This window comes from Rhodococcus sp. 320_ES (genome assembly GCF_059691855.1).
In genome coordinates this window covers 402,985-421,484 of the sequence record NZ_JCAWAG010000001.1, presented here as the reverse complement: position 1 = coordinate 421,484, position 18,500 = coordinate 402,985, and the positions used below count along the sequence as shown (strand labels likewise).

The 18,500-nt window shown below is 63.4% G+C and carries 20 protein-coding genes; 6 read left to right on the top strand and 14 right to left on the bottom strand.

Translation table 11 applies throughout. The features are described 5' to 3' along the window. The first annotated feature begins 103 nt into the window (after positions 1-103). Positions 104-1,558 carry an aldehyde dehydrogenase gene (locus AC59JP_RS02240; protein WP_497323995.1) on the top strand — a complete coding sequence of 485 codons (1,455 nt, stop codon included), beginning with the start codon at positions 104-106 and terminating at the stop codon, positions 1,556-1,558. A gap of 124 nt (positions 1,559-1,682) precedes the next feature. After that, positions 1,683-2,909: a cytochrome P450 gene (locus AC59JP_RS02235; protein ID WP_497323994.1), complete on the top strand. Its 1,227-nt coding sequence runs from the start codon at positions 1,683-1,685 to the stop codon at positions 2,907-2,909. Positions 2,910-3,717: 808 nt separating this feature from the next. On the opposite strand, the gene AC59JP_RS02230 is transcribed toward AC59JP_RS02235, so the two are convergent. The 10 genes from AC59JP_RS02230 to AC59JP_RS02185 form a co-directional block, all read right to left on the bottom strand. Further along, entirely contained in the window at positions 3,718-3,894 is a 177-nt protein-coding gene (locus AC59JP_RS02230) for a hypothetical protein (RefSeq protein WP_497323993.1), read from the bottom strand. An 87-nt stretch (positions 3,895-3,981) separates the two neighbouring features. Then, entirely contained in the window at positions 3,982-5,268 is a 1,287-nt protein-coding gene (locus AC59JP_RS02225; RefSeq protein ID WP_497323992.1) for an amidohydrolase family protein, read from the bottom strand. Between the two features lie 165 nt (positions 5,269-5,433). Continuing rightward, entirely contained in the window at positions 5,434-6,048 is a 615-nt protein-coding gene (locus AC59JP_RS02220; protein WP_497323991.1) for a TetR/AcrR family transcriptional regulator, read from the bottom strand. Further along, on the bottom strand, positions 6,045-6,737 hold the full coding sequence (locus tag AC59JP_RS02215) for an aspartate/glutamate racemase family protein (protein ID WP_497323990.1): 693 nt from the start codon (positions 6,735-6,737) through the stop codon (positions 6,045-6,047). The genes AC59JP_RS02220 and AC59JP_RS02215 overlap by 4 nt, the downstream gene beginning before the upstream one ends. Beyond that, a complete protein-coding gene (locus tag AC59JP_RS02210; RefSeq protein ID WP_497323989.1) occupies positions 6,734-7,498 on the bottom strand; it encodes an alpha/beta fold hydrolase in 765 nt (254 codons plus the stop codon). The genes AC59JP_RS02215 and AC59JP_RS02210 overlap by 4 nt, the downstream gene beginning before the upstream one ends. Further along, complete coding sequence (locus AC59JP_RS02205) at positions 7,495-8,319, bottom strand: DODA-type extradiol aromatic ring-opening family dioxygenase (protein ID WP_497323988.1); 825 nt, start codon at positions 8,317-8,319, stop codon at positions 7,495-7,497. Before AC59JP_RS02205 ends, AC59JP_RS02210 begins: the two co-directional genes overlap by 4 nt. Continuing rightward, complete coding sequence (locus AC59JP_RS02200; protein WP_497323987.1) at positions 8,312-8,617, bottom strand: hypothetical protein; 306 nt, start codon at positions 8,615-8,617, stop codon at positions 8,312-8,314. The genes AC59JP_RS02205 and AC59JP_RS02200 overlap by 8 nt, the downstream gene beginning before the upstream one ends. After that, complete coding sequence (locus AC59JP_RS02195) at positions 8,614-9,777, bottom strand: alpha/beta hydrolase family protein (protein ID WP_497323986.1); 1,164 nt, start codon at positions 9,775-9,777, stop codon at positions 8,614-8,616. The genes AC59JP_RS02200 and AC59JP_RS02195 overlap by 4 nt, the downstream gene beginning before the upstream one ends. 41 nt (positions 9,778-9,818) lie before the next feature. Next, the gene (locus tag AC59JP_RS02190; protein ID WP_497323985.1) at positions 9,819-10,952 is read right to left on the bottom strand and encodes an FAD-dependent oxidoreductase; all 1,134 of its coding nucleotides are present in this window, start codon (positions 10,950-10,952) and stop codon (positions 9,819-9,821) included. Positions 10,953-11,352: 400 nt separating this feature from the next. Beyond that, entirely contained in the window at positions 11,353-11,559 is a 207-nt protein-coding gene (locus AC59JP_RS02185) for a hypothetical protein (RefSeq protein WP_497323984.1), read from the bottom strand. Between the two features lie 99 nt (positions 11,560-11,658). Between AC59JP_RS02185 and AC59JP_RS02180 the strand changes: the two genes are divergently transcribed. The 3 genes from AC59JP_RS02180 to AC59JP_RS02170 all read left to right on the top strand — a co-directional run bounded on the left by AC59JP_RS02180 (position 11,659) and on the right by AC59JP_RS02170 (position 12,473). Beyond that, positions 11,659-11,937, top strand: a complete 279-nt coding sequence (locus AC59JP_RS02180; protein ID WP_497323983.1) for a hypothetical protein — start codon at positions 11,659-11,661, stop codon at positions 11,935-11,937. Further along, positions 11,937-12,083 carry a hypothetical protein gene (locus AC59JP_RS02175; protein ID WP_497323982.1) on the top strand — a complete coding sequence of 49 codons (147 nt, stop codon included), beginning with the start codon at positions 11,937-11,939 and terminating at the stop codon, positions 12,081-12,083. Before AC59JP_RS02180 ends, AC59JP_RS02175 begins: the two co-directional genes overlap by 1 nt. 63 nt (positions 12,084-12,146) lie before the next feature. Further along, on the top strand, positions 12,147-12,473 hold the full coding sequence (locus AC59JP_RS02170; protein WP_497323981.1) for a hypothetical protein: 327 nt from the start codon (positions 12,147-12,149) through the stop codon (positions 12,471-12,473). Between the two features lie 50 nt (positions 12,474-12,523). Here the strand turns inward: AC59JP_RS02170 and AC59JP_RS02165 are convergent, their stop codons facing one another. Then, positions 12,524-12,775, bottom strand: coding sequence for a hypothetical protein (locus AC59JP_RS02165; RefSeq protein ID WP_497323980.1), 252 nt, complete (start codon positions 12,773-12,775; stop codon positions 12,524-12,526). A gap of 277 nt (positions 12,776-13,052) precedes the next feature. Here AC59JP_RS02165 and AC59JP_RS02160 point away from each other — a divergent pair, with 277 nt between their 5' ends. Continuing rightward, positions 13,053-13,220: a hypothetical protein gene (locus tag AC59JP_RS02160; protein ID WP_497323979.1), complete on the top strand. Its 168-nt coding sequence runs from the start codon at positions 13,053-13,055 to the stop codon at positions 13,218-13,220. A gap of 27 nt (positions 13,221-13,247) precedes the next feature. Here the strand turns inward: AC59JP_RS02160 and AC59JP_RS02155 are convergent, their stop codons facing one another. From AC59JP_RS02155 to AC59JP_RS02145, 3 genes are read right to left on the bottom strand one after another with little or no spacing between them, the layout of a single operon-like run. Then, a complete protein-coding gene (locus AC59JP_RS02155; RefSeq protein ID WP_497323978.1) occupies positions 13,248-14,465 on the bottom strand; it encodes a beta propeller repeat protein in 1,218 nt (405 codons plus the stop codon). Next, positions 14,465-16,594, bottom strand: coding sequence for a hypothetical protein (locus AC59JP_RS02150; RefSeq protein WP_497323977.1), 2,130 nt, complete (start codon positions 16,592-16,594; stop codon positions 14,465-14,467). The genes AC59JP_RS02155 and AC59JP_RS02150 overlap by 1 nt, the downstream gene beginning before the upstream one ends. 8 nt (positions 16,595-16,602) lie before the next feature. Further along, entirely contained in the window at positions 16,603-18,477 is a 1,875-nt protein-coding gene (locus tag AC59JP_RS02145) for a glycoside hydrolase 5 family protein (RefSeq protein ID WP_497323976.1), read from the bottom strand. Positions 18,478-18,500: the final 23 nt, after the last annotated feature.

Here is an 18,500-nt window from a genome sequence, read left to right as displayed (position 1 = left end):
ATGTCGGTGCCGTTCGGTAACGGCGAGACCGACGCATCACATCGACCACCGATGCTGGAACTGCATCTTCACCGACACCGCTACACGAGAGGCGTTGTTCAGCATGACAACCGACCATTCCACTTTGTTCATCGGCGGTAGATGGGTCGCACCATCGAGTTCTGATCGCATCACTGTTCGATCCGCCAGCACCGAGCAGGTCATCGGTTCCGTGCCTGCCGCCACCAACGCCGATGTCGACCGCGCTGTCTCTGCCGCGCGCACGGCATTCGACGACGCACTGGGGTGGTCGAGGTGGGAACCGGCAAGGCGGGCAGACGTTCTCGACAGGCTCGCAGACGAATACGACAAGCGCTGCGAGCAAATACTGCACGTAATCTCGCAACAGAACGGAATGCCGATTGCGATCGCCCGCCAACTCGAAGCGACGTATCCCCCAGCCTTACTGCGGTACTACGCCGGTCTCGTACGCACCGCCTCTGTCGAAGACCACCGCGACGGAACTTTTGTGAAATCGACCATCGTGCGACGAAGTCCGATCGGCGTGGTGGCAGCAATCATTCCGTGGAACGTTCCGCAGTCGCTGACGATGACCAAGCTCGCTCCTGCGTTGGCCGCGGGCTGCACGATCGTCATAAAGCCGTCTCCCGAAACCGTTCTGGACGCATACATCCTGGCGGAGGCAGCCGAAGCTGCCGGCATTCCGGACGGAGTCATGTCCGTGGTTCCGGGCGGGCGTGACGTCGGTGCCTACCTCGTATCGCACCCGAACGCAGACAAGGTGGCCTTCACGGGCTCCACGACGGGCGGTAAGGCGGTTGCCGCAGCATGTGCGCAACAACTACGCCCGGTCACGCTCGAACTCGGAGGCAAATCGGCTGCCATCATTCTCGACGACGCCGACCTCGACCTGTCAAGGGTGGGGCCGTCGTTGTTCGCAGCCACCTTGGCCAACAACGGTCAGGTGTGTTTCCTGGGCACTCGGATCCTGGCACCGCGCAACAGGTACGCCGAAGTCGTCGACACCTTCGCGGCCCTGATGGAGAACGCGCCCGTCGGCGACTCGTTGGACGACGCGACGCTGATCGGACCGATGGCCAGCGAGGCGCAACAGAAAAGGGTCTCTCATTACATCGACCTCGGCACGCGCGAGGGCGCACGCGTCGTCATGGGAGGTGCCGGTCGACCCGCAAGCACGGAGCGCGGATGGTTCGTCAAGCCCACCTTGTTCGCAGATCTCGACAATTCCGCGACAGTGTCCCGCGAGGAGATTTTCGGTCCGGTTCTGTCGGTGATCCCCTACGACGGGGACGACGACGCCATTCGCATTGCGAACGATTCGGATTACGGTCTCGGAGGAAGCATCTGGTCATCCGACCCGGACCGTGCACTACGGGTCGCGCGCGAGGTCGAAACGGGTACCGTCGGTATCAACGGTTATCTCCCGGACCCCACGTCGCCGTTCGGTGGTGTGAAGTCGAGCGGACTCGGACGAGAGTTCGGGCCCGAGGGACTTGCTTCATTCCAGCAACTGAAGTCGATTTACCAATTCGCCTGAAACGGGCAGCCGGCCCCGGCGCCACAAGCGCTCACGACCAAATCGCTGAGGTCCACTCGGGATTCTGGGCTACCCGTGCGGAGGTGTACGGTCGCTGCGAATCGATGATGACGAGGGGGCCATCGTGATCGATCCGAGTACGAATGTTGTGTCGCTGAGAGGCGCCGAGTATTTCGACGACCCTTTCGCGACCTATACCCGGCTACGCCGTGACACACCGATCGCGCGGGCGCAGGCGGACATGATGATTCGCGGAACTGGGTACGTCGTCACCCGATACGACGACGTCAAATCGCTCTATGCGGACAGGCGATTCTCGAGCGATGCCATGCGCTCGATCCGGTCCGGTCCTGTTGCGCGATTTCTGCCGCCCATCGTGCGCCTGCTCGGCGACACGATGGTGATGAAAGATGGGCTGGACCACAAGCGAATTCGGTCGATCGTCCAGTCCGCGTTCTCGCCGTCCACGCGGTCACGCTGGACCGACGACGTGCACGCCATAACCGACGACCTCGTCCACTCGTTGATCGACCGGACAGAGATCGATGTGGTCGAGGACTACGCGGTGCAGCTACCGCTTCGCGTCATCGCGCGATTGCTCGGAGTGTCGGAATCGGACCGACACGTGTTTCAGGGCCTGGTGATGCGGATGCACGCATTACCGACCGGCAAGTGGGGACTGGTCATGCGTCTACGACTGATGAGCCGCCTCGTGAAATTTCTCGAGCACGTGATTTCCGACGCTCGCGCCCGTCCCGGTGACAACCTGGTCACCGCAGTCATCGAGGCACGCGACGGTCAGGATCGACTGTCCGAGCGCGAACTACTCGCGATGGTTTTTTTGCTTTTTTATGCCGGACACGACACGACATCGAACCTGCTGAGCAACAGCGTGTTCGAGATGCTCCGCCATCGCGATCAGTTCGACTCGATGCGCGAGGCGAACGATGCTGCATGGCGCACCGCGATCGGCGAGCTTCTCCGCTACACCTCGCCGGTGACGTGCGGATCCACCCGCACCGCCATCGAAGATGTCATGATCGGCGACGTTCGAATCCCGCGTGGTTCGCAGGTGCTTGGCATGATCGTCTCGGCAAACCGGGACGAGTCGGTCTTCGACAACCCAGATCGGCTGGACCTGAGCCGACAGAAGAACCCACACTTGGCGTTCGCCGCCGGGCCGCACTTCTGCCTCGGGCACCACCTCGCGGTGCTCGAAGGCACGGTTGGCTTGAAAAAACTGGTCGATGCATTTCCCAGTCTCCAACTTTCCGACCCGACATTTGCACCGAAGTACCGGCCGGATCTGTCGATGCGAGCGATGCGCACCTTGCCCGTTCGACTGCGCTGAACGAAGGCGTTCCGATTGACGACTGAATCGAGATACATCAATTCAGCCGCAGGTCGATTCAAGACCACCCGATCCCACGAAATGGCGGTTGTGGGCGCTCATGCGCCTTTCTGAGTGTCGCGATGCATGACCGAACTCTACCCGTGATGATCGGCGCCCCCCTGGTCGCGTTCCCGGTTGTAATCCGCGAGCACTACGCCACACTCGACGTCGACGTGATTCCGCACCAGAACACCTCCTACGGGGGCTATTCGAGGTCGCCCGGTCGACGTTCCGCCCGACCTGTGCGCCTCACGCGAAGATGGATGGACCGAACCCAACGACGACGAAACCACAGCCGAGTACCAAGCACGCCTCGACGCCCAGTACGCCGAGATATCACGAACCCGAGTGGAATGCTGCGCGCCAACGGTATCGATCACTTCGAGGAGCGATACCACCAGGACAGCAGGCTCTGGAGGTTCCAGGTCACCAAAACAGCACTGAGCCTTGCTATCGCCGCGCTGCTCAGCGTCCTGTCGATGCTGTTGGTTCGCCGACTGCGACCCTGAACTCGGTGGCTGAGCTCCGTTGACCCGCCCACATCGAGGTGGTCAGTGCAATGTTCACGGTCGGCCTCGTCCCCCGGATGCAGGATCGCCTGCAGGGTGCCAACCGCGTCGGCCTTCTGACCAGCACCGGAGCCCTGGGGTAAGAATTCCCACTGCCCAACGCTGTGAACTCGAAATACGGATCGAGGGCGGTGTCGCGCTCTCGTTGTACGGAAACCTGGAAACGACCGTAACTCGACACGACTTCCTCGAGCGGGTCAGCGCTCACCACGCTCTCGGGCGACCAGCGCCATCGCCGTCCTGAGCGCAGCGACCCTGTTGGTCATCAACGTATGCCGCGATGGACTCAGAGAACTGTTCTCCAGCACCTTCTCGCACTTGGCCAACAACGAGCCCAGTTCGCGAGCCGCACCGTCGAGTTCGTCGATCTCCATGAGCGCAATTCTGGCAGAACCACCGGCGCAGTCGGGATCAGTGACAGAGAAGTACGTATCCGACGGAACTTCCTGCTGGACAGCGCCTCAGAGCGTCACACTGATCCGACTGTGCCCAGCCCGGTGCGCTATATCCCGTTGAACGCGTGCAGCATCGTCGCCCACCGCCCGGACATCGACGCCGACCATGCGCCCCTTCTCCTTGATTACACGTCCGTCGACGAGAACCGTGTCGACGTTCGAGGGCTGAGCGAGTTGGACGAGTTGGAAGGTCGCGTTGGTGTCGGGTGCGGGAAGCATGTTGATGTCGTCGGTCCGCACAAGAATGATGTCGGCGCGTTTTCCCGGCGTCAACGAGCCCACCGTGTCGTCGATACCCAGGACACGGGCTCCACTGATCGTTGCCATTTCGAGTACTCGGCGCGGCATCGTCAGACCGTTGGTGGGATCGTCGGGGTTTCCCGGGGTGAAGATGATCTGCTCGAACGGAGCGCCGTTCTGCTGATGGATTCGCGCCGCATTCATCGTGATACGCATCAGAGCGAACGGGTCCACGCCAGTCTGGCAACTGACGTCGACGGAGAACCCGATGTCCTCGAAAGCAAATCCTGCCTCGAGGAACTCGAGGAGCGGCGGAAGTCCGGCGCCGATCAACGGGTCGGTGGTCGGACACAAGCCGAGCTTCGCCTTCTTTGCGGCAAGAAGGGCTTTGAACTCTCGAGGCATACCGGGGCCGTGTGTGACCATCATGTCCGGGCCCAGTAGGTCCAGGTCTTCCACCAGGTTGATGTGCTGACCGATCGTTCGGAGACCCCGAGCACGCGCCACCTCCACCTCCTGCCGGAAGTTCGGCTGCTTCTGCGAGACCAAGCCCAGATCCATCAGTCCGCCGGCGGTGCGGTCGATCCAGGACTGCATGGTGTCCAGATCCCGTTCGCTCACCGGACGGCTTGTCGCGGTGGGCCGATGGGCATAACCGAATCGGGACCGGATGCCCGAGTCGACGAGTGCCTGGGCCATCGCCTGGGCATCGTCGGCTCCGTCGCTCGTGTTCGCCCAGTTGTGGCAGGTGGTGATCCCGGCGTTGAGGCCCTCGGTGGCAGCGTGACGGATCGCCGCGTAGTAGTCGTCGGGCGTCATGTATTCGGCCAGAACATGCAGTGCGAAATAACCTGCTGCGTCGTGGGACATCCCCTTGAGAATGGAATTCCACATGTGCCAGTGAACGTCCACGAATCCCGGCAGGACGATGGTGTCGGAGGCGTCGACGATCGTTGCCCCCTGCGGGACTTCGAGATTCGCACCGACGTCGACGATGAGTCCGTCGTTGACGATCACGTCACCGACCGCGAAGTCGCCGACGGAAGCATCCATGCTCAGAACGTGGCCGCCACGTATGAAAAAAGTTCCGCGCTCGAGTTGGGTCGTATTCGGGTTCATTGCGTCCTCCTGAAGAAGTGGGTGAACACGGCCGCGGGTCGAGTGGGGCCGGCAGGCCGGGGTGGGGTTCGCCCGAGAACGATGCTCGGGCGGCGCTGATTATGTGGGTCGGGTCAGACCGCGGATGCCCCCGGCGCCGAAACGCACCATCGGGTCGAAACTCGATGCGGCATCGCGGCTGCTCAGCTTTCCGTTCGAGAGAGCTCCGGCCAAGCCGGTGTCGGCGAAAACGCTCACCATGGCACCGATGATGAACACGTATCCGCGGATCGCTGCCTCTTCGGTCAATCCCGGTTCGGCGGCGATCATCGAATCGATCATTTCCTTTGCGACCGAACCGAATACGTCCGTGGCCAGAGGGGTCCACTTCGGGTCCTGGGTCATCATGGCGTGCAGGCGTGCGTACGCCAGCCAGCCTGTGTCGCCGGATCCGATGAGGTCGATATACGGGCCGAAGAAAGCCGAGAGCAGTTCTTCGAGGGTGGGACCGTGCAAGTCGCGCAGTGCCGACCGACGCGCATCGTTGACGATGTCGGCACGTCGCCGGATGACGTCCTCGAACAACTTCTCTTTCGACGGGAAGTGGTAGGTGACTATTCCCAGCCCGACGCCTGCTTGCGCAGCGACCGACCTGACCGGAACCCCGTCGAACCCGTGCTCGGAGAACAGAAGCTCCGCAGCGTCGAGGATGATGGTGCGACGGTCGGTACTCACGCTTCTCCCTCGTCCGCTTCGATACTCTTGGCGACCCTGATGCTTTCGGCGACCCTACTGTGCGCGGACTTCAGAGCAACGACCGCGGAGTCTGGTGTGGTCAGCACGCGCTTTCCGGTCGCTTTCGCCACGGCCGGGGCAGCTCGCGCCAGGCTGAACTGTGCCAATGCGATGGTGTCGCACTCGGCCAGTTCGCGGGCTGCTGTGCGTGCCGCAATCCGATCGTGCGCCGCACCGTCGCCGGAAGCGAGGGCGGCCAATGCGCCGTCGCACAACGCAGTGGTCACGTCGGTATCGGTGGGGAACTCGGACAGCATCGAATCGAGCGTCGGTTGGAAGCTGCTGAGCAGACCAACACGTCCGCCGATCGTTCGAGCCTCGTCGATCATGGCTGTGTTCGGTTTGTGCACCGGCAGTGGACGTAGCGCTGCTGCTGCTGCGTCGATCGCGGGACCGAAAGCGGAGCAGGTAAACAAGATTGCGTCGGCTCCGGTATCTCGTGCGTAGGTGCTCAGCGCTGCGATGCGCGACGTCATCTGTTCCGTCAGAGCGCCGGCTTCGGCGCGGTCGGTCGCGAGACTGCTGTCCAGCAGATCGACCAGCTCGGCGTCCGGCCAGTGGGCGGCGAAGGCGTCCGCTATCGGCGCGATGGACGCCTGCATCGCGTGTACTAGAACGATTCTCGTCATGTCGACGTCACGAATCGGCGAACCGCGTCCCCGAAGTCCACAGGGGCCTCGACGCTGGCGAGGTGGGCTGCGTCGAGTACGTCTCCGCGTGCTCCGCTGATACCTGCACTCAGGAGCGAGGTGGCAGCGGCAGGCACCGCCGTATCCTGCTTTCCGCTGATCACGAGGGTAGGAGCCGTGATTCGCGTCAACAGAGACGTATGGTCCATCGAACTGATCGCGGATGCGGCCGCGGTGAAACCTCCTGCGGGCGTGTGACGGATCATGTCGTGAACCCAGTCGATCGTCGCGGGCTCGTCGGCGATGAACCGCGGTGTGAACCACCGTTCGATGGTCGGCTCCACCTCCGATGTCATACCCGATTCGTGGACGCGCTCGATCCGTTCACGCCAGACCTCGGCGGCCTCCGAGCTCGTTCGCGCCCCGCAACAGGCCAACACCACATTCGATACGACTGCCGGATACTCCGCCGCAATGCGCACGGCGACCATGCCGCCCAAAGACAGACCGACCAGTGAGAACGACGTGATGTTCTGCGCAGCAAGGGACTCCACGACGGCCGACGCGTACGTTCCGAGATCGTCACCCGGGCTCGGCATAGGGCTTCGGCCGTGGCCCGGCAGGTCGACGGTGACGACGCGGAACGAGGAAGCGAGCTGCTCGATCTGCGGCCGCCACATCTGTCCCGACGTCGCAATTGCGTGGAGGAATACAACCGTCGGATTCTGTTCTGCCCCATGTATTTCGACGTGCAGACTCATGGCAGTTTCCATCGACCGAGTCCGATACCGGTGTACCACTCTTCTACCGGCGCGTAGTAGTACGGCTCGAACGGTTCGAAGTCGGCTGCTGCCTGAGCGATCAGCCAGTTGCGGACTTCCTCTGCGCCGTTACCGGCGGACGCGACTTCCGCCTGGGCGTAATCCGCTGCGGCGAAGCGATCTCCGGTCTGCAGCGATTCGACAAACCTGCGGTCGAACCGCTCGTTCAGCTCACCCATGCGAGGTGTGCCGACGTCGTGGCTCAACCCGCCAGTCGCGAGCAGAACGATCCGCGCGCCGTCCGTGTAGCTGCGGATTGCCCGTCCGAGCTCCTGACCCAAAGCGGAGCAACGCCGCATCGTGGGCAGTGGAGGTTGAACGGCGTTGACGAGGATGGGCACGACGGGGTGTGCGCCGGCCAGCCCCGCGAGATCGAGGGGGGTCATCATGCCGTGGTCGAGCGTGAGCTCCATCGACACGGCCGGATCGAAGCCGTTGGTGATGAGATGCCGAACGAGGTGAGATCCGAGCTCGTGATCGCCGGGTAGCACCTGCTTCTCGACTTTCAACCACCCCTCGACCGGACTCGGGTACTGCGAGGCGATTCCGACGCAGAACGCCGGCAGGTTGTTCAGATAGAAGTTGTGCAGGTGATCGTCCGACACCAGGACGATCGCGTCGGGTTCCAGGGCGCCGATCTCGGCGCCGACCTGCTCGAAATAAGTGAACGTGTCCGTGCGGTCCTTCACCGGCGCGGAGTCGGGTGCATTCGTCATCACGGGGGTGTGGCTTACCGCGTACACCCCGACCAGCTCAGCCATGGACGAGTCCTTTCACAGAGCGAAGTGCCGCAATGTATTCCGCTTCCGGCATACGCAGTTGCAGGCAGTACGCGCGTAGGAGGTACGGGTTGACACCGAGGCTGTACAAGGTGGCCACGTCGCACTCGATCACGGCCTTTCGCGCCGCCGCGTCGAGCGAGGTGTGGTCGAGATACGCGGCGGGATCTCTGAAGAAGCTCGCTTCTTCGGCAGGATCGTGCTGAACGGCGAACAGCACCTTGCCTATTGCATATGCCCCCTCGGTGGCGACGTCCTGTACCCAGTTCCTGACGGTCATGATCGGACCGCTCCTTTCGTGGCGTCGCAGACCCAGTCGATGATGGTCGGCAGGGTGTGCGGAGTGATTCCCATGTGCCCTCCGGGGAACATTCGGACGGTTTTGGGGCTGCCGTGGCCCACGAGAAGGTCGATGTCCGCCACGGGGCACTGCCTATCTTCACGTCCGTTGACCAGAAGCAGTGGCGCCGAACGATTGTCGAGGATGCCTTGGTCGAGAAGCGAGAGGCGTGCGAACGAGGCGATGTACTCATCGTCGTCGTCTGCGCCGAGCATGCGCATCCGTGTTTCCGACAGTTCCATGAGGTAGCTGTCGGGGTGACGCGATTTCTCGATCCATTCGCGTTGAAACATGGAGTGCGCTCCGCCACCCCAGTTGACTGCGCCGGCGATGCGATCAGGTACTTCGTATGCCAATTTCGTGGCCCAGTACCCACCGAAGCTTCGCCCGACCAGGCCCACCCGCTCACCGTTCAAGTCTTGTTGAGCCGCAGCCCAATCCATGACCGGGATGAACTGCTTCCACCCGTCGGGTACACCTTTGACGGGCGATTCTCCGGTACCGGGTCCGTCGAGCGCGATGGTGGCAACCCCGTGTGACAGTGCAAGATCGGTGGCCGCGGTCAGTTGTTCTTTCCATGCGTCGACCCCTCCCCACATCAACACCACCGGCGGATCGATCACGCCTGGTGGGCGCCGGAGATAGAAGACGACCTCGGAACCGCCCCCATTTTCGTCGAATGGAACTGTGATGCGTTCGATGACCGGGTCCATCAATTCACCGGCGGCCAGGTAGGCGTCTCGCTCACGTTCGGCGCAGGCCAGCTTGTCCGGGTGGTTCGGGCACGGAAAGCGGCCCATGAAGAACAGGCCCTGCGCCCGCAGGAACGCATCTCGACGCGCACCGGGCTCCTCGGTGTCGACAGCCTCTTTCCAGGCTCGTTCGCCGGCTGTCCGCCATGCCGACGCCCACCGGACGGGATCGAGTCCGTCGAGGCCGTCCAACACGGCCTCGACGTCGTGCAGGCTGGTGTTGTTCATGGGATGAACGCGCTTGCGTGCGCGGTCGATCATCCAGTTCTTGGCTTCGTCGAGTGTGCGCGGTCGGTCGTCGACGGCGACGTCCGCACCCGACGCGATGTGCGGTTCTTGATCGAACATTCGAGCATCCTGTCTTGTGAATTACGAAGTTGCAGAACGGGTCAGATGGGCTGAGCCAGAATTTCCAAGGAGTCCGCGACGAGCTGTGTCTGTTCCGCGGAGGGGGCGCCGCTCTGTTCGAGGCGCCCGATGTGCAGCGAGTTCTCGACCACGGTGCGGCAGCGCAGACCGCGCCGATGCATGAACGTCGCCAACGCATCGTCGACCGTGGAGGCCGACGAGAGTGCCTGTACCAGAACGATTGCGTCTTCGACGGCCATACCCGCACCCGACGCGAGCTGCGGGGTGGTGGGATGCGCGGCATCACCGACGAGAACCGTTCGGCCTCGAAACCAGGCTCCGGAGAACGAGAATGCCTCGAGGGGCCGGACCACGATGGAGGATTCCGAGGTGATGCCGTCTCTGATCTTGCCGATGATTCCGCCGTAACCGTCGAGTAGCGCCCGAAAACGGTCGACTGCGTCCGCCTCGGATATCGGCGCACCGCGCTCACATGTCTCGAGCGCGAAGACGTAGAGCAAGGACTCCGAGACCGGGGAGAGGCCGACCTTGGTCGGGCCGCCGAGGAAGAAGTGCCGACGGTCGACGTCTTCGGGGCGTTCGGCAATCAAGCGCCACACGGTTTGGCCGGTGTATTCGGGCACGGGGGCGTCGGGGAACACCAGACGCCGTGTCGAGGAATACAACCCGTCGGCGCCGACGACCAGGTCGTACGTCCCGGTGCGCCCGTCGGAGAACGTCGCGACCGTCCCGTCCTCGCGCTCCGCGATTGCGTCGCACGTGACGCCCAGCCGCACCTCGGTACCGAGGTCGACAACCTTGCCGGACAGTATGCGGTGCAGTTCGGGCCGAAGAATGCCGCCGCTTCCCCTGAACGAAGGCGGATCCGCAATCTCACGAAGTGCGTTGCCGTCCACGTCGCAAACACGAATTCCGTGTCCTGAATATCCGCTGCGCAGAACGTCTTCGAGAATCCCCAGTTGTTCGAACGCGCGCAGCGTGGGACTCGAGATGGTGATTCCGGCACCATATGTCCGCCAGGCGGGGTCGCGGTCGATGAGGTCGACATCGATCCCGAGCTTCCGCAGCACGATCGCCGTGGACATCCCCGCGATACCGCCGCCGACGACCAGCGCACGCTCGACCGGCACTGCAGGGGTAGGACGAGCATCCACATCGAGCTCCGTTTCACATCGCGCGCCACCACAGGAAGACCGCCGAGCAGTTCATGTCGAGGCGGCTTGTGACTTGCTTCACCGTACATGTCGTACGTACGTACAGTCCAGGACGAGATGATGCTCATTTCCGCCATCGGTCCGCGGCTTCCTGGGTCGGCTCCTCGTGAAGCTGCGAGACAACGAAAAAGCCCCCGACCCGGCACGCAGGTCAGGGGCTTATCAGACGCTCCCCCATCTGGACTTGAACCAGAAACCCTTCGGATTAACTCAGTACCCACGGTGGCTTCGGGACGCCCAGTCGTTCCAGAACGTGCAGCTCACACTCCTGGGCAACGATCGTCGTTCCGGTCAGAGGGGAACAGCTTGAGAGTTTCAGGTGGGTAAAGGGTGGGCGCAACTACCGGCGCGTGCCCTTGCGGATCTGGTAGACCCTCGCCTGCGAGAGGCCCGACGCTTTCACGATGTCGCTGTGGTGGATGCCGGCGTCGAACGCCTCCCCGACTGCGGCGCGCAGGTCTTCGTCCACGCGGGCAACCTGGGTCATCAGAGAAGATCTTTCGTTACGCAAAGAACCGATTAGGGCAAGGGTGTCGTCGGCGTCCATCGGTCCAGTCTAGCCGGTCGTTCTAGCGCCGTAGAAATATCTTCGGATTATTCCAATCTGGGCTTGTGCCATCGGATTACAGCGTGCTAGAATACTCCTATGAGCACACAGACAGCCGCCCGAATCGCCGACCTGGTCCGCGCCACCGGCCACAACCCCCGCCTCTACGCCATCACCGCTACCGCCCGCATGATCGACGAGACCACCGACGCCCACGCCGAGATGGCAGCACGCGGCTTCACCGCCGAAGCCGACGCAGAGTTTGCCCCCATGAGCGACCACGAGATCCTGGTGTACCTCGACGAGCAGGTGGAGGACGACAGCGTGCCGTTCCTCACCGAGGAGCACCGCCTGTACCTGGAAGGGTTGGCCGCCTGATGTCCACCACCACCGCCCACCTTCTCCCCTTCTACGTCACCACCGCCGACACGGAACGGTTGGTGATGGCGTTCACTGCCAGGGATGCCGAGGCTCGTGCAGCGCACTGGGGTGAGGTGGTGGCAGGCTCAGCCAGGGCACTGTGAGGTAGTGAAGCGTTCAACTACTTGTAGCTCGATCCCCCGTTGGTCTTGAAAGGATTCTGAACCATGAACGAAGTCGAGTTGAAGGCGTACGCAGTCCTCACCGTGGATTGCGGCATGAGCCATGCCGAAGCCGAGCGCGTTTCCCTGGCCCTTTCCAAGGCGGCCGCACTGCGCCACCCCATGACCATCAAGTCGGCGGATGTGAAATGGCAGGAAGGCAAGTGGCCGCACGTTGATCTGAAGTTCGAGGACCGAAACAAGCGGGTACGCGGGTTCGTGGTTCCAGAGGGTATGGAGCCGGGACTTCCAGTGCAGCAGTGGAGCAACCCGCTCTTGGCGCCTGACCGCATCCGACCCCCAACGCAGAAAAGCCCCGCTCCCGACCAGTGAAGGTCGAGGGCGGGGCGTCTCGCTGTCGGCGCATCACGCGCCGGGTGGTGTCAGGCTGCGGGGTCGGGCGACTCGGGGTCGACCGGCACCTCTTCCGCCGGCACCTCCGGCTCGGCCGGAACCTCGGGTGCAGCGTCGGGGACGATGCCCGCGACAGCAGCGAACTTGCCACGGATCAGCTCCGCAGTCTCGGCGTCCGCGCCGACAGCCTCGATGACCTCGGCGGCACGCTGGTCCGCCTCGGCCTTGATCTTCTCGTCCAGCTCTGCGAGAGCTGCGGTCACTTCGGGTCCAACGGCCATGATGGCTCCTTTGAGTTCGTATTTGACCCCGTCGAGCCTTCGCCCGATCCTCAGGGTTACTGCGTCCACGATCTGATCGACCGCGGATTTCCTGCTGAACCACCAACACATGTCGATGGCACCCCCTTTCTGTGGGGAATCTGTGCTGCCCCCGACTAGGGCATGGGTGGGTACCGTCGCGCCTGTGAACGACAGCGAGCGGTACGGGAGAGCGGAGCGACAGTTGCGGGCAGCGGCCCGGAGGTTGGAGGCCCCGGAGGGTTACAGGCACCCGGAGGTGGCGCCGGAACCTGAGCGGCTACGGGCGCTTGCGGATGAGGCGGAGGACCAGCGCTACCAGAGCGGCGAGAAGGCACTCGATCTCGACGAGCGAATCACAGCCGAACTCGGCGACGGGTGGGACGACGGACCGGAGCCGGATGTGTGGGAGAAGGGCGCGACATAACGTCCACTTCTCGGTGTTATGAGCGGGTCATTGCTGAACCGTGGTGTAGGTCATCTGGCGTGCTGAGCGCGAGCGGAACTGCCATGACACTGGCTGTGTCCGGATGGTTCGAGAACCGGTTGAGAACGCTGTCGCGTTGAACACCATCATGTACAGGAACCCGTTCTTGTCAGGGCCGACGACGCCTTGGATGGAGTTCGAGCCCGATGTCGCGATGTTAGATAGCTCCCACCACGAGCGGCCACCATCGCCAGTGGCCGCAATGATCTGCTTCTTACTGCCCGACCCGGTGTCGGGGAAGCACATGTAGACCTCGCGGCCCCGCTGCGCGATCTGCGGGTAGCCGTACTGGCTGGCACCGACGCCGATGACCGATGTTGCGAAGCGCTGGATCGCGGGCCATTCGGGGCGGTCGAGGTCAAGCTCGATGACACCCGCCTGGATCGACCCCTCGTCTGGGGTGCCGAACAGCCTGTCCTCGATGACGATGACCGCGGTCGGTTGCAGGTTCCCCGCCGGCGCGGCCGAGTTGTAGAACGCGGACGTTGAGGGCTGCGTCCACCGCTTCCAGGTGCGGCCCCAGTCGTCGGAGAAGAACAATCCGCGATTGCCGCCGTCACCACTGCTCGCGACAATCCGTTGGCGACGCGGGTCGTAGACGGAGCCGTGGAAGTGGCAGGCCGCAGACGTGTCGGTGCCCGGTCCGATGGTCAGGATCGACGTCCACGTCTGGCCGCCGTCGCGGGTCATCCACAACTTGCGGGCCGTCGAGTAGCCGCCGCCGTACTCGCCGTACAGCAGCACCGATTTCCCGTCGGGGCCAGGCTTCGGCATCGAGATGCCAATGATGTTCAGCGCGGTTGAGCGGCACGACACGACCTCAGTGACCGCCATCGACGGTCCCCACGTCTGCGACGCGGGCGAGAACCACCACTTGAGGACATCAGTGCTGGTGTTGTCGGTGGCGAACACCCACCCCTCAGACAGCCGGTTGGCGTAGACGACCTGCGCGCCGGAGTGCAGCGACGAGAAGTCCGGGCCGTCGACCGTGTTCACCCACGAATCAACCGACATCGTCGCGACGGTGGTTCCTGAGCGCCCGTAGACGTTGCCGTCGACGCCGACAGCCACCACCAGTTTCCAGTTCTGGATGCCCGTCTGCGACCAGGCGAGGTTGCTGGTGGGATAGGCGGTCTCTTCGAAGTCCAGTCGCGAAGGGCCAGTGCGGGCGGGGGTGTAGGCCATCAGTGCACGCTCCAGTTCGTTCCATCGGTAATCACGTCGACCGCTTCGTAGCGGGATTGCAGGATGTACGCCGAGTCGCCGTCGATCGTTGCCCCGGTGGGGGTGATGGTGATCGGCGATGTCCCGACGTTCTTGACGCGGTAGACGCGCCCCGCGTCCGCTGCGGTCGGGGTGGGCAAGGTGATGACAGTCCCCGTGCCGGACGCAAGAACGACCATGTCAGTGGATGTGAGAGTCGCCGACGCCGTCTTTGCGGTGACATTGACGCGAAGGCCCTGGAGTTTGCCTGGGATGGTGAAGTCGCCGTAGCGGCGATCGACCTTGAACGCGTCGCCCAAGTACGCCCCTGAGTCGTCGAACCGCGACAGCGCGAGGTTCGACCCTGCGTTCGAGCCGGACTCAGCGGTGTTGTCCACTCGCAGCCGGAAACGAGGGGTGTTCCCGGTCTGGAACGACACCTCCCTCGCCTGTCCCGCAGCCGACTTGATCGCCAACTGACTCAGGTCAGCGAGCCCCGCCGCGCCGACGTTCACCGGCGAGGTGGGCGGGCTGTAGACGTTGGTCGTGTTGGCGTACTTCGCGCCGCGGACGGTCGAGGTCGACATGTCGCCGTCGAAGTCGCGCAGGATGCGGTGGATGTTCCCGACCTGGCCGCCACCCTGGAAGTACATCGCGTCGAAATCGTGGTAGCCCGAGCCCGACTCGATCTTGACGCCGACCATGGTGTTGTCGGGAGTGTCGATATTCGCGTAAACGCCGCCGCCGATGATGCGAGTGTTATAGGCGTAGAGCCGCCACCCGTAGGTGGCGCTGTCGGCGAGGCAGTCAAGGTAGACCGACCCAAGGCTGCGGTCGACGAAGCAGGTGGTGGGGCGGCGTCCGTAGTGACCCCATGGGTGCACCATGAAGAACTTGCATCCGCCGACTCCGACGCCGACCTCGTGGCCGATGTCGCCGCCGATCAGCGTTCCTCGCACCATGTGGTTGTCGGTCGACTTCTGGTAGTAGACCACTCGCGATCCGGGTGTGATGGCCGGGTAGGAGCCGTTTGCCAGCGGCACCGCGTCGGAGTCGAAATCGTAGAAGTCGGCGCCGGTCGAGTACTCCGGGCTGGCGCTGTCGCCGCAGATGACGAAGTCGCCGAGCGCGTTGAGTACCCGCATCTGCCGCGACACGAATCCGAAGAAGTAGCGCGGGTAGAAGCACGTCTGAGCCAGTCGGTTCGCGTCGAGCGTGAGCCCCTGAGTGCTGTTGCCGCGCAGAGGTGTGCCGGCTGGTGTGTCCACCATCGTGTCCATTGACGCGCCCGCCTTGAGGACACCACCAGGCTCCATGACCACGTTCATCACCGACGCGGGGATGGTGATCTTCGAGTCAATGCGATAGGTGAAAGGCGGGAGCGACACCACTGGCGAGCCAGAGTTCAGCAGCGCCTGAATCGCTGGCGCGTCGTCGTCAATACCGTTGGCTTTGGCGCCGAACTGGAACGGGGTCGGCGCCTTCTGCTCGACCCGCACATAAGAATTTTCCGCTTCGGTTTTCGTGATGACGTTTCCGAGGGCTGTGCGGGCTGCAGCCGCGGTGTCGGCTTTAGCCACTGCCTTGCCCACCGTCGATGCGTCCGTCAGGTCGTCGACACTCGTCGGTCCCCCACCGCCGATTCCCGCGTCCTCGAAATCCTGAACCGTCAGTGCCCCCGTCTTCCCCAGCACCGACGTCACCCGAGCAACCGGAGCCGTCACCGGCAAAGAAATGTTCCCGCCGGGGATCAGGTCGAAGTCCACCACCGACTGCCCCATCGGCAACTGGAACGGCTTCGAGAATGCCTTCGACTGACCACCGGGACCCCGGAACTGACCCGTCACCTGATACGCCCAGTTCGAGAACGCATTCCCCTCGGAATCGCGGAACCCCGTCTGATCGGTGAACGGCAGGGTGATCGACCCCGGCATCCCCTCCGCGATCTCGATGGTCTCCGTGAAGTCCAACAACTGGATGCCGGTGGCTTCGTGCACCAGGTCGTGGGTGGGTTTGATGGTGAACGTCATCGACGTCGGCCTGCCCCCCACCAGGGACACAGCCTGACCGAACGTCACCGTCCCGGTGAGTATGTCGTCGGGTAATGACATGGGGCTCCTTAGGTGTTGCGGGTGAGGAACGCGGACGCGGCGGGTTTGGCTGTCCGGTTGGTGCGGTACAGCCCGTAGTTCTGCTGATCGTTCGACGTGCCGGTTTGGGTGTCGCGGAAGTCGAAGACGAAGATCGCCCCGCAGTACGACAGGGAACGCAGGTAGTCGATACCGTCCGCGACGAGCACCGACTGTTCGGATTCACTGACCCCGTAGGAGCCGGCGGGTGTGGGGGTGGCGGCGCCGAACTCTGTGAACCACATCGGTTTCGCCGAATCCCCGTTGGCGACCATGGCGTTGCGGATGCCGGTGATGTGCTGCTGCGACCGCCACTGATCGCTACTGGGGTCGGATAGTTGGTAGGGCACGTCGTACGGGTGGAACGCCACCGCATCGAAGTACGGCTTCCCGCCGGCCGCATACAGATTCGTCATGAAATCCGGGGGGCTGACCTGCCCGTTCAAACTCAACGTCGGCGCCGTACCACCAGTCATCACGAAGTTGTCCGCACTCACCCCCTTCAACGCCGTGTACGCCGCCTGTAGGTACGGCTTGTACGCAGCAGCGGAGGGTGTGGGTGACCAGGAGGCGGAGATGTTCTGCTCGTTCCAGATCTCCCACTTGGACACTTTCCCGGCGTAGCGGGTGGCGGCGGCGGTGACGAAGTTCGTCCACGCCGTGAGGTTGTTCGGCGCCCCGTGCCCCGTCTGCCCCGCCACCTGCGCCCAACCGGGGGCGTAGGTGATGCACGCCAACAGGTTGATGCCCTTGTCGTACGCACCGTTGATGTAGGTGTCGGTGGTGGTCCAGTCGTAGGAGCCTTGGTTGTATTCGGTGTCGGGCCACTGCACCAACACCCGCAGGTACTTCACGCCGAGGTCGGACAGTTGTTGGAAGTCCGCTGCCCGGTTCGCGGCGAGGGTGTTGCCGTCCGTGGGGGCGGTGGACAACGTGACCGCGGTCAAACCCAGTGCGCCGGACGGCCACGTTGGGGCCGTCGAAGGTGGAGACACAGCCACCGCGTCGAAGTAGAGGAAAGTACTGCCCGCCTGGATGACCCGGTTCGAGGAGGTGGTGGACGGGGCCATCGCGTTCATCGTCACCACATCCCCCTGATTCAGGGTGCGGGTGACACTCACCGTCGCCACCGTCGTGGACGACGAGGTGGAGGTGGCGACTGCTACCCCGTTGACCATGATCTGCACGCTCGGTCCGGAACTGTTGTTCGTCACCTGCGCGTTCAGGGTGTAGCTCGCTGTGGCAGAACACACCAGAGCGTTGTTGGTGATGACGGTGGAGGGGTAACCGGAGCGGGGGGTGAAGGTGTTCAGTTGGGTCCAGGTATTGCGGGAGCCGAGGGTTTGGGTGCCGTTCTTGTTCATCCCCATCGGCGCGGCCACCAACACCCCGGAAGCACTGAGGGTGCCATCGCCGGCGAAATCGGCGGTGCGCCGCTCCACCTCCACGATCCCGAAGTCCGCCGACCCCGACCCAGAGAAGAACGCCGACGCCTTCGGGTACGACTTCACACCCAACTCACCGGAACCGGTGAACGCCGCAGTGCGGGTGAACGACTCACGAGCAGTGAACGACAGTGTCCCCTCGCCCGTGTACCGAGTCTCCGACCCGTTCAGCATCACCAGGTTGCCGGCGCCGACGAACTCCACCAGCCGGGACTCCACAGCCTTCGCAGCGAACGACGCCTGCCCCGACCCCGAATACACCGACCCCAACCGGGAGATACCCCGCGCCACCACACCCAACGAACCGGACCCGGTGAACGCCGCCACACCCGACACCGGGAACTGCGGCACCACACCCGACCCCAACTTCAGCGACGGAGGGGACGGCTGCCCCACCTTCACACTCGGGACGGCGGGCATCACCACCCTCACGTCGACCACAG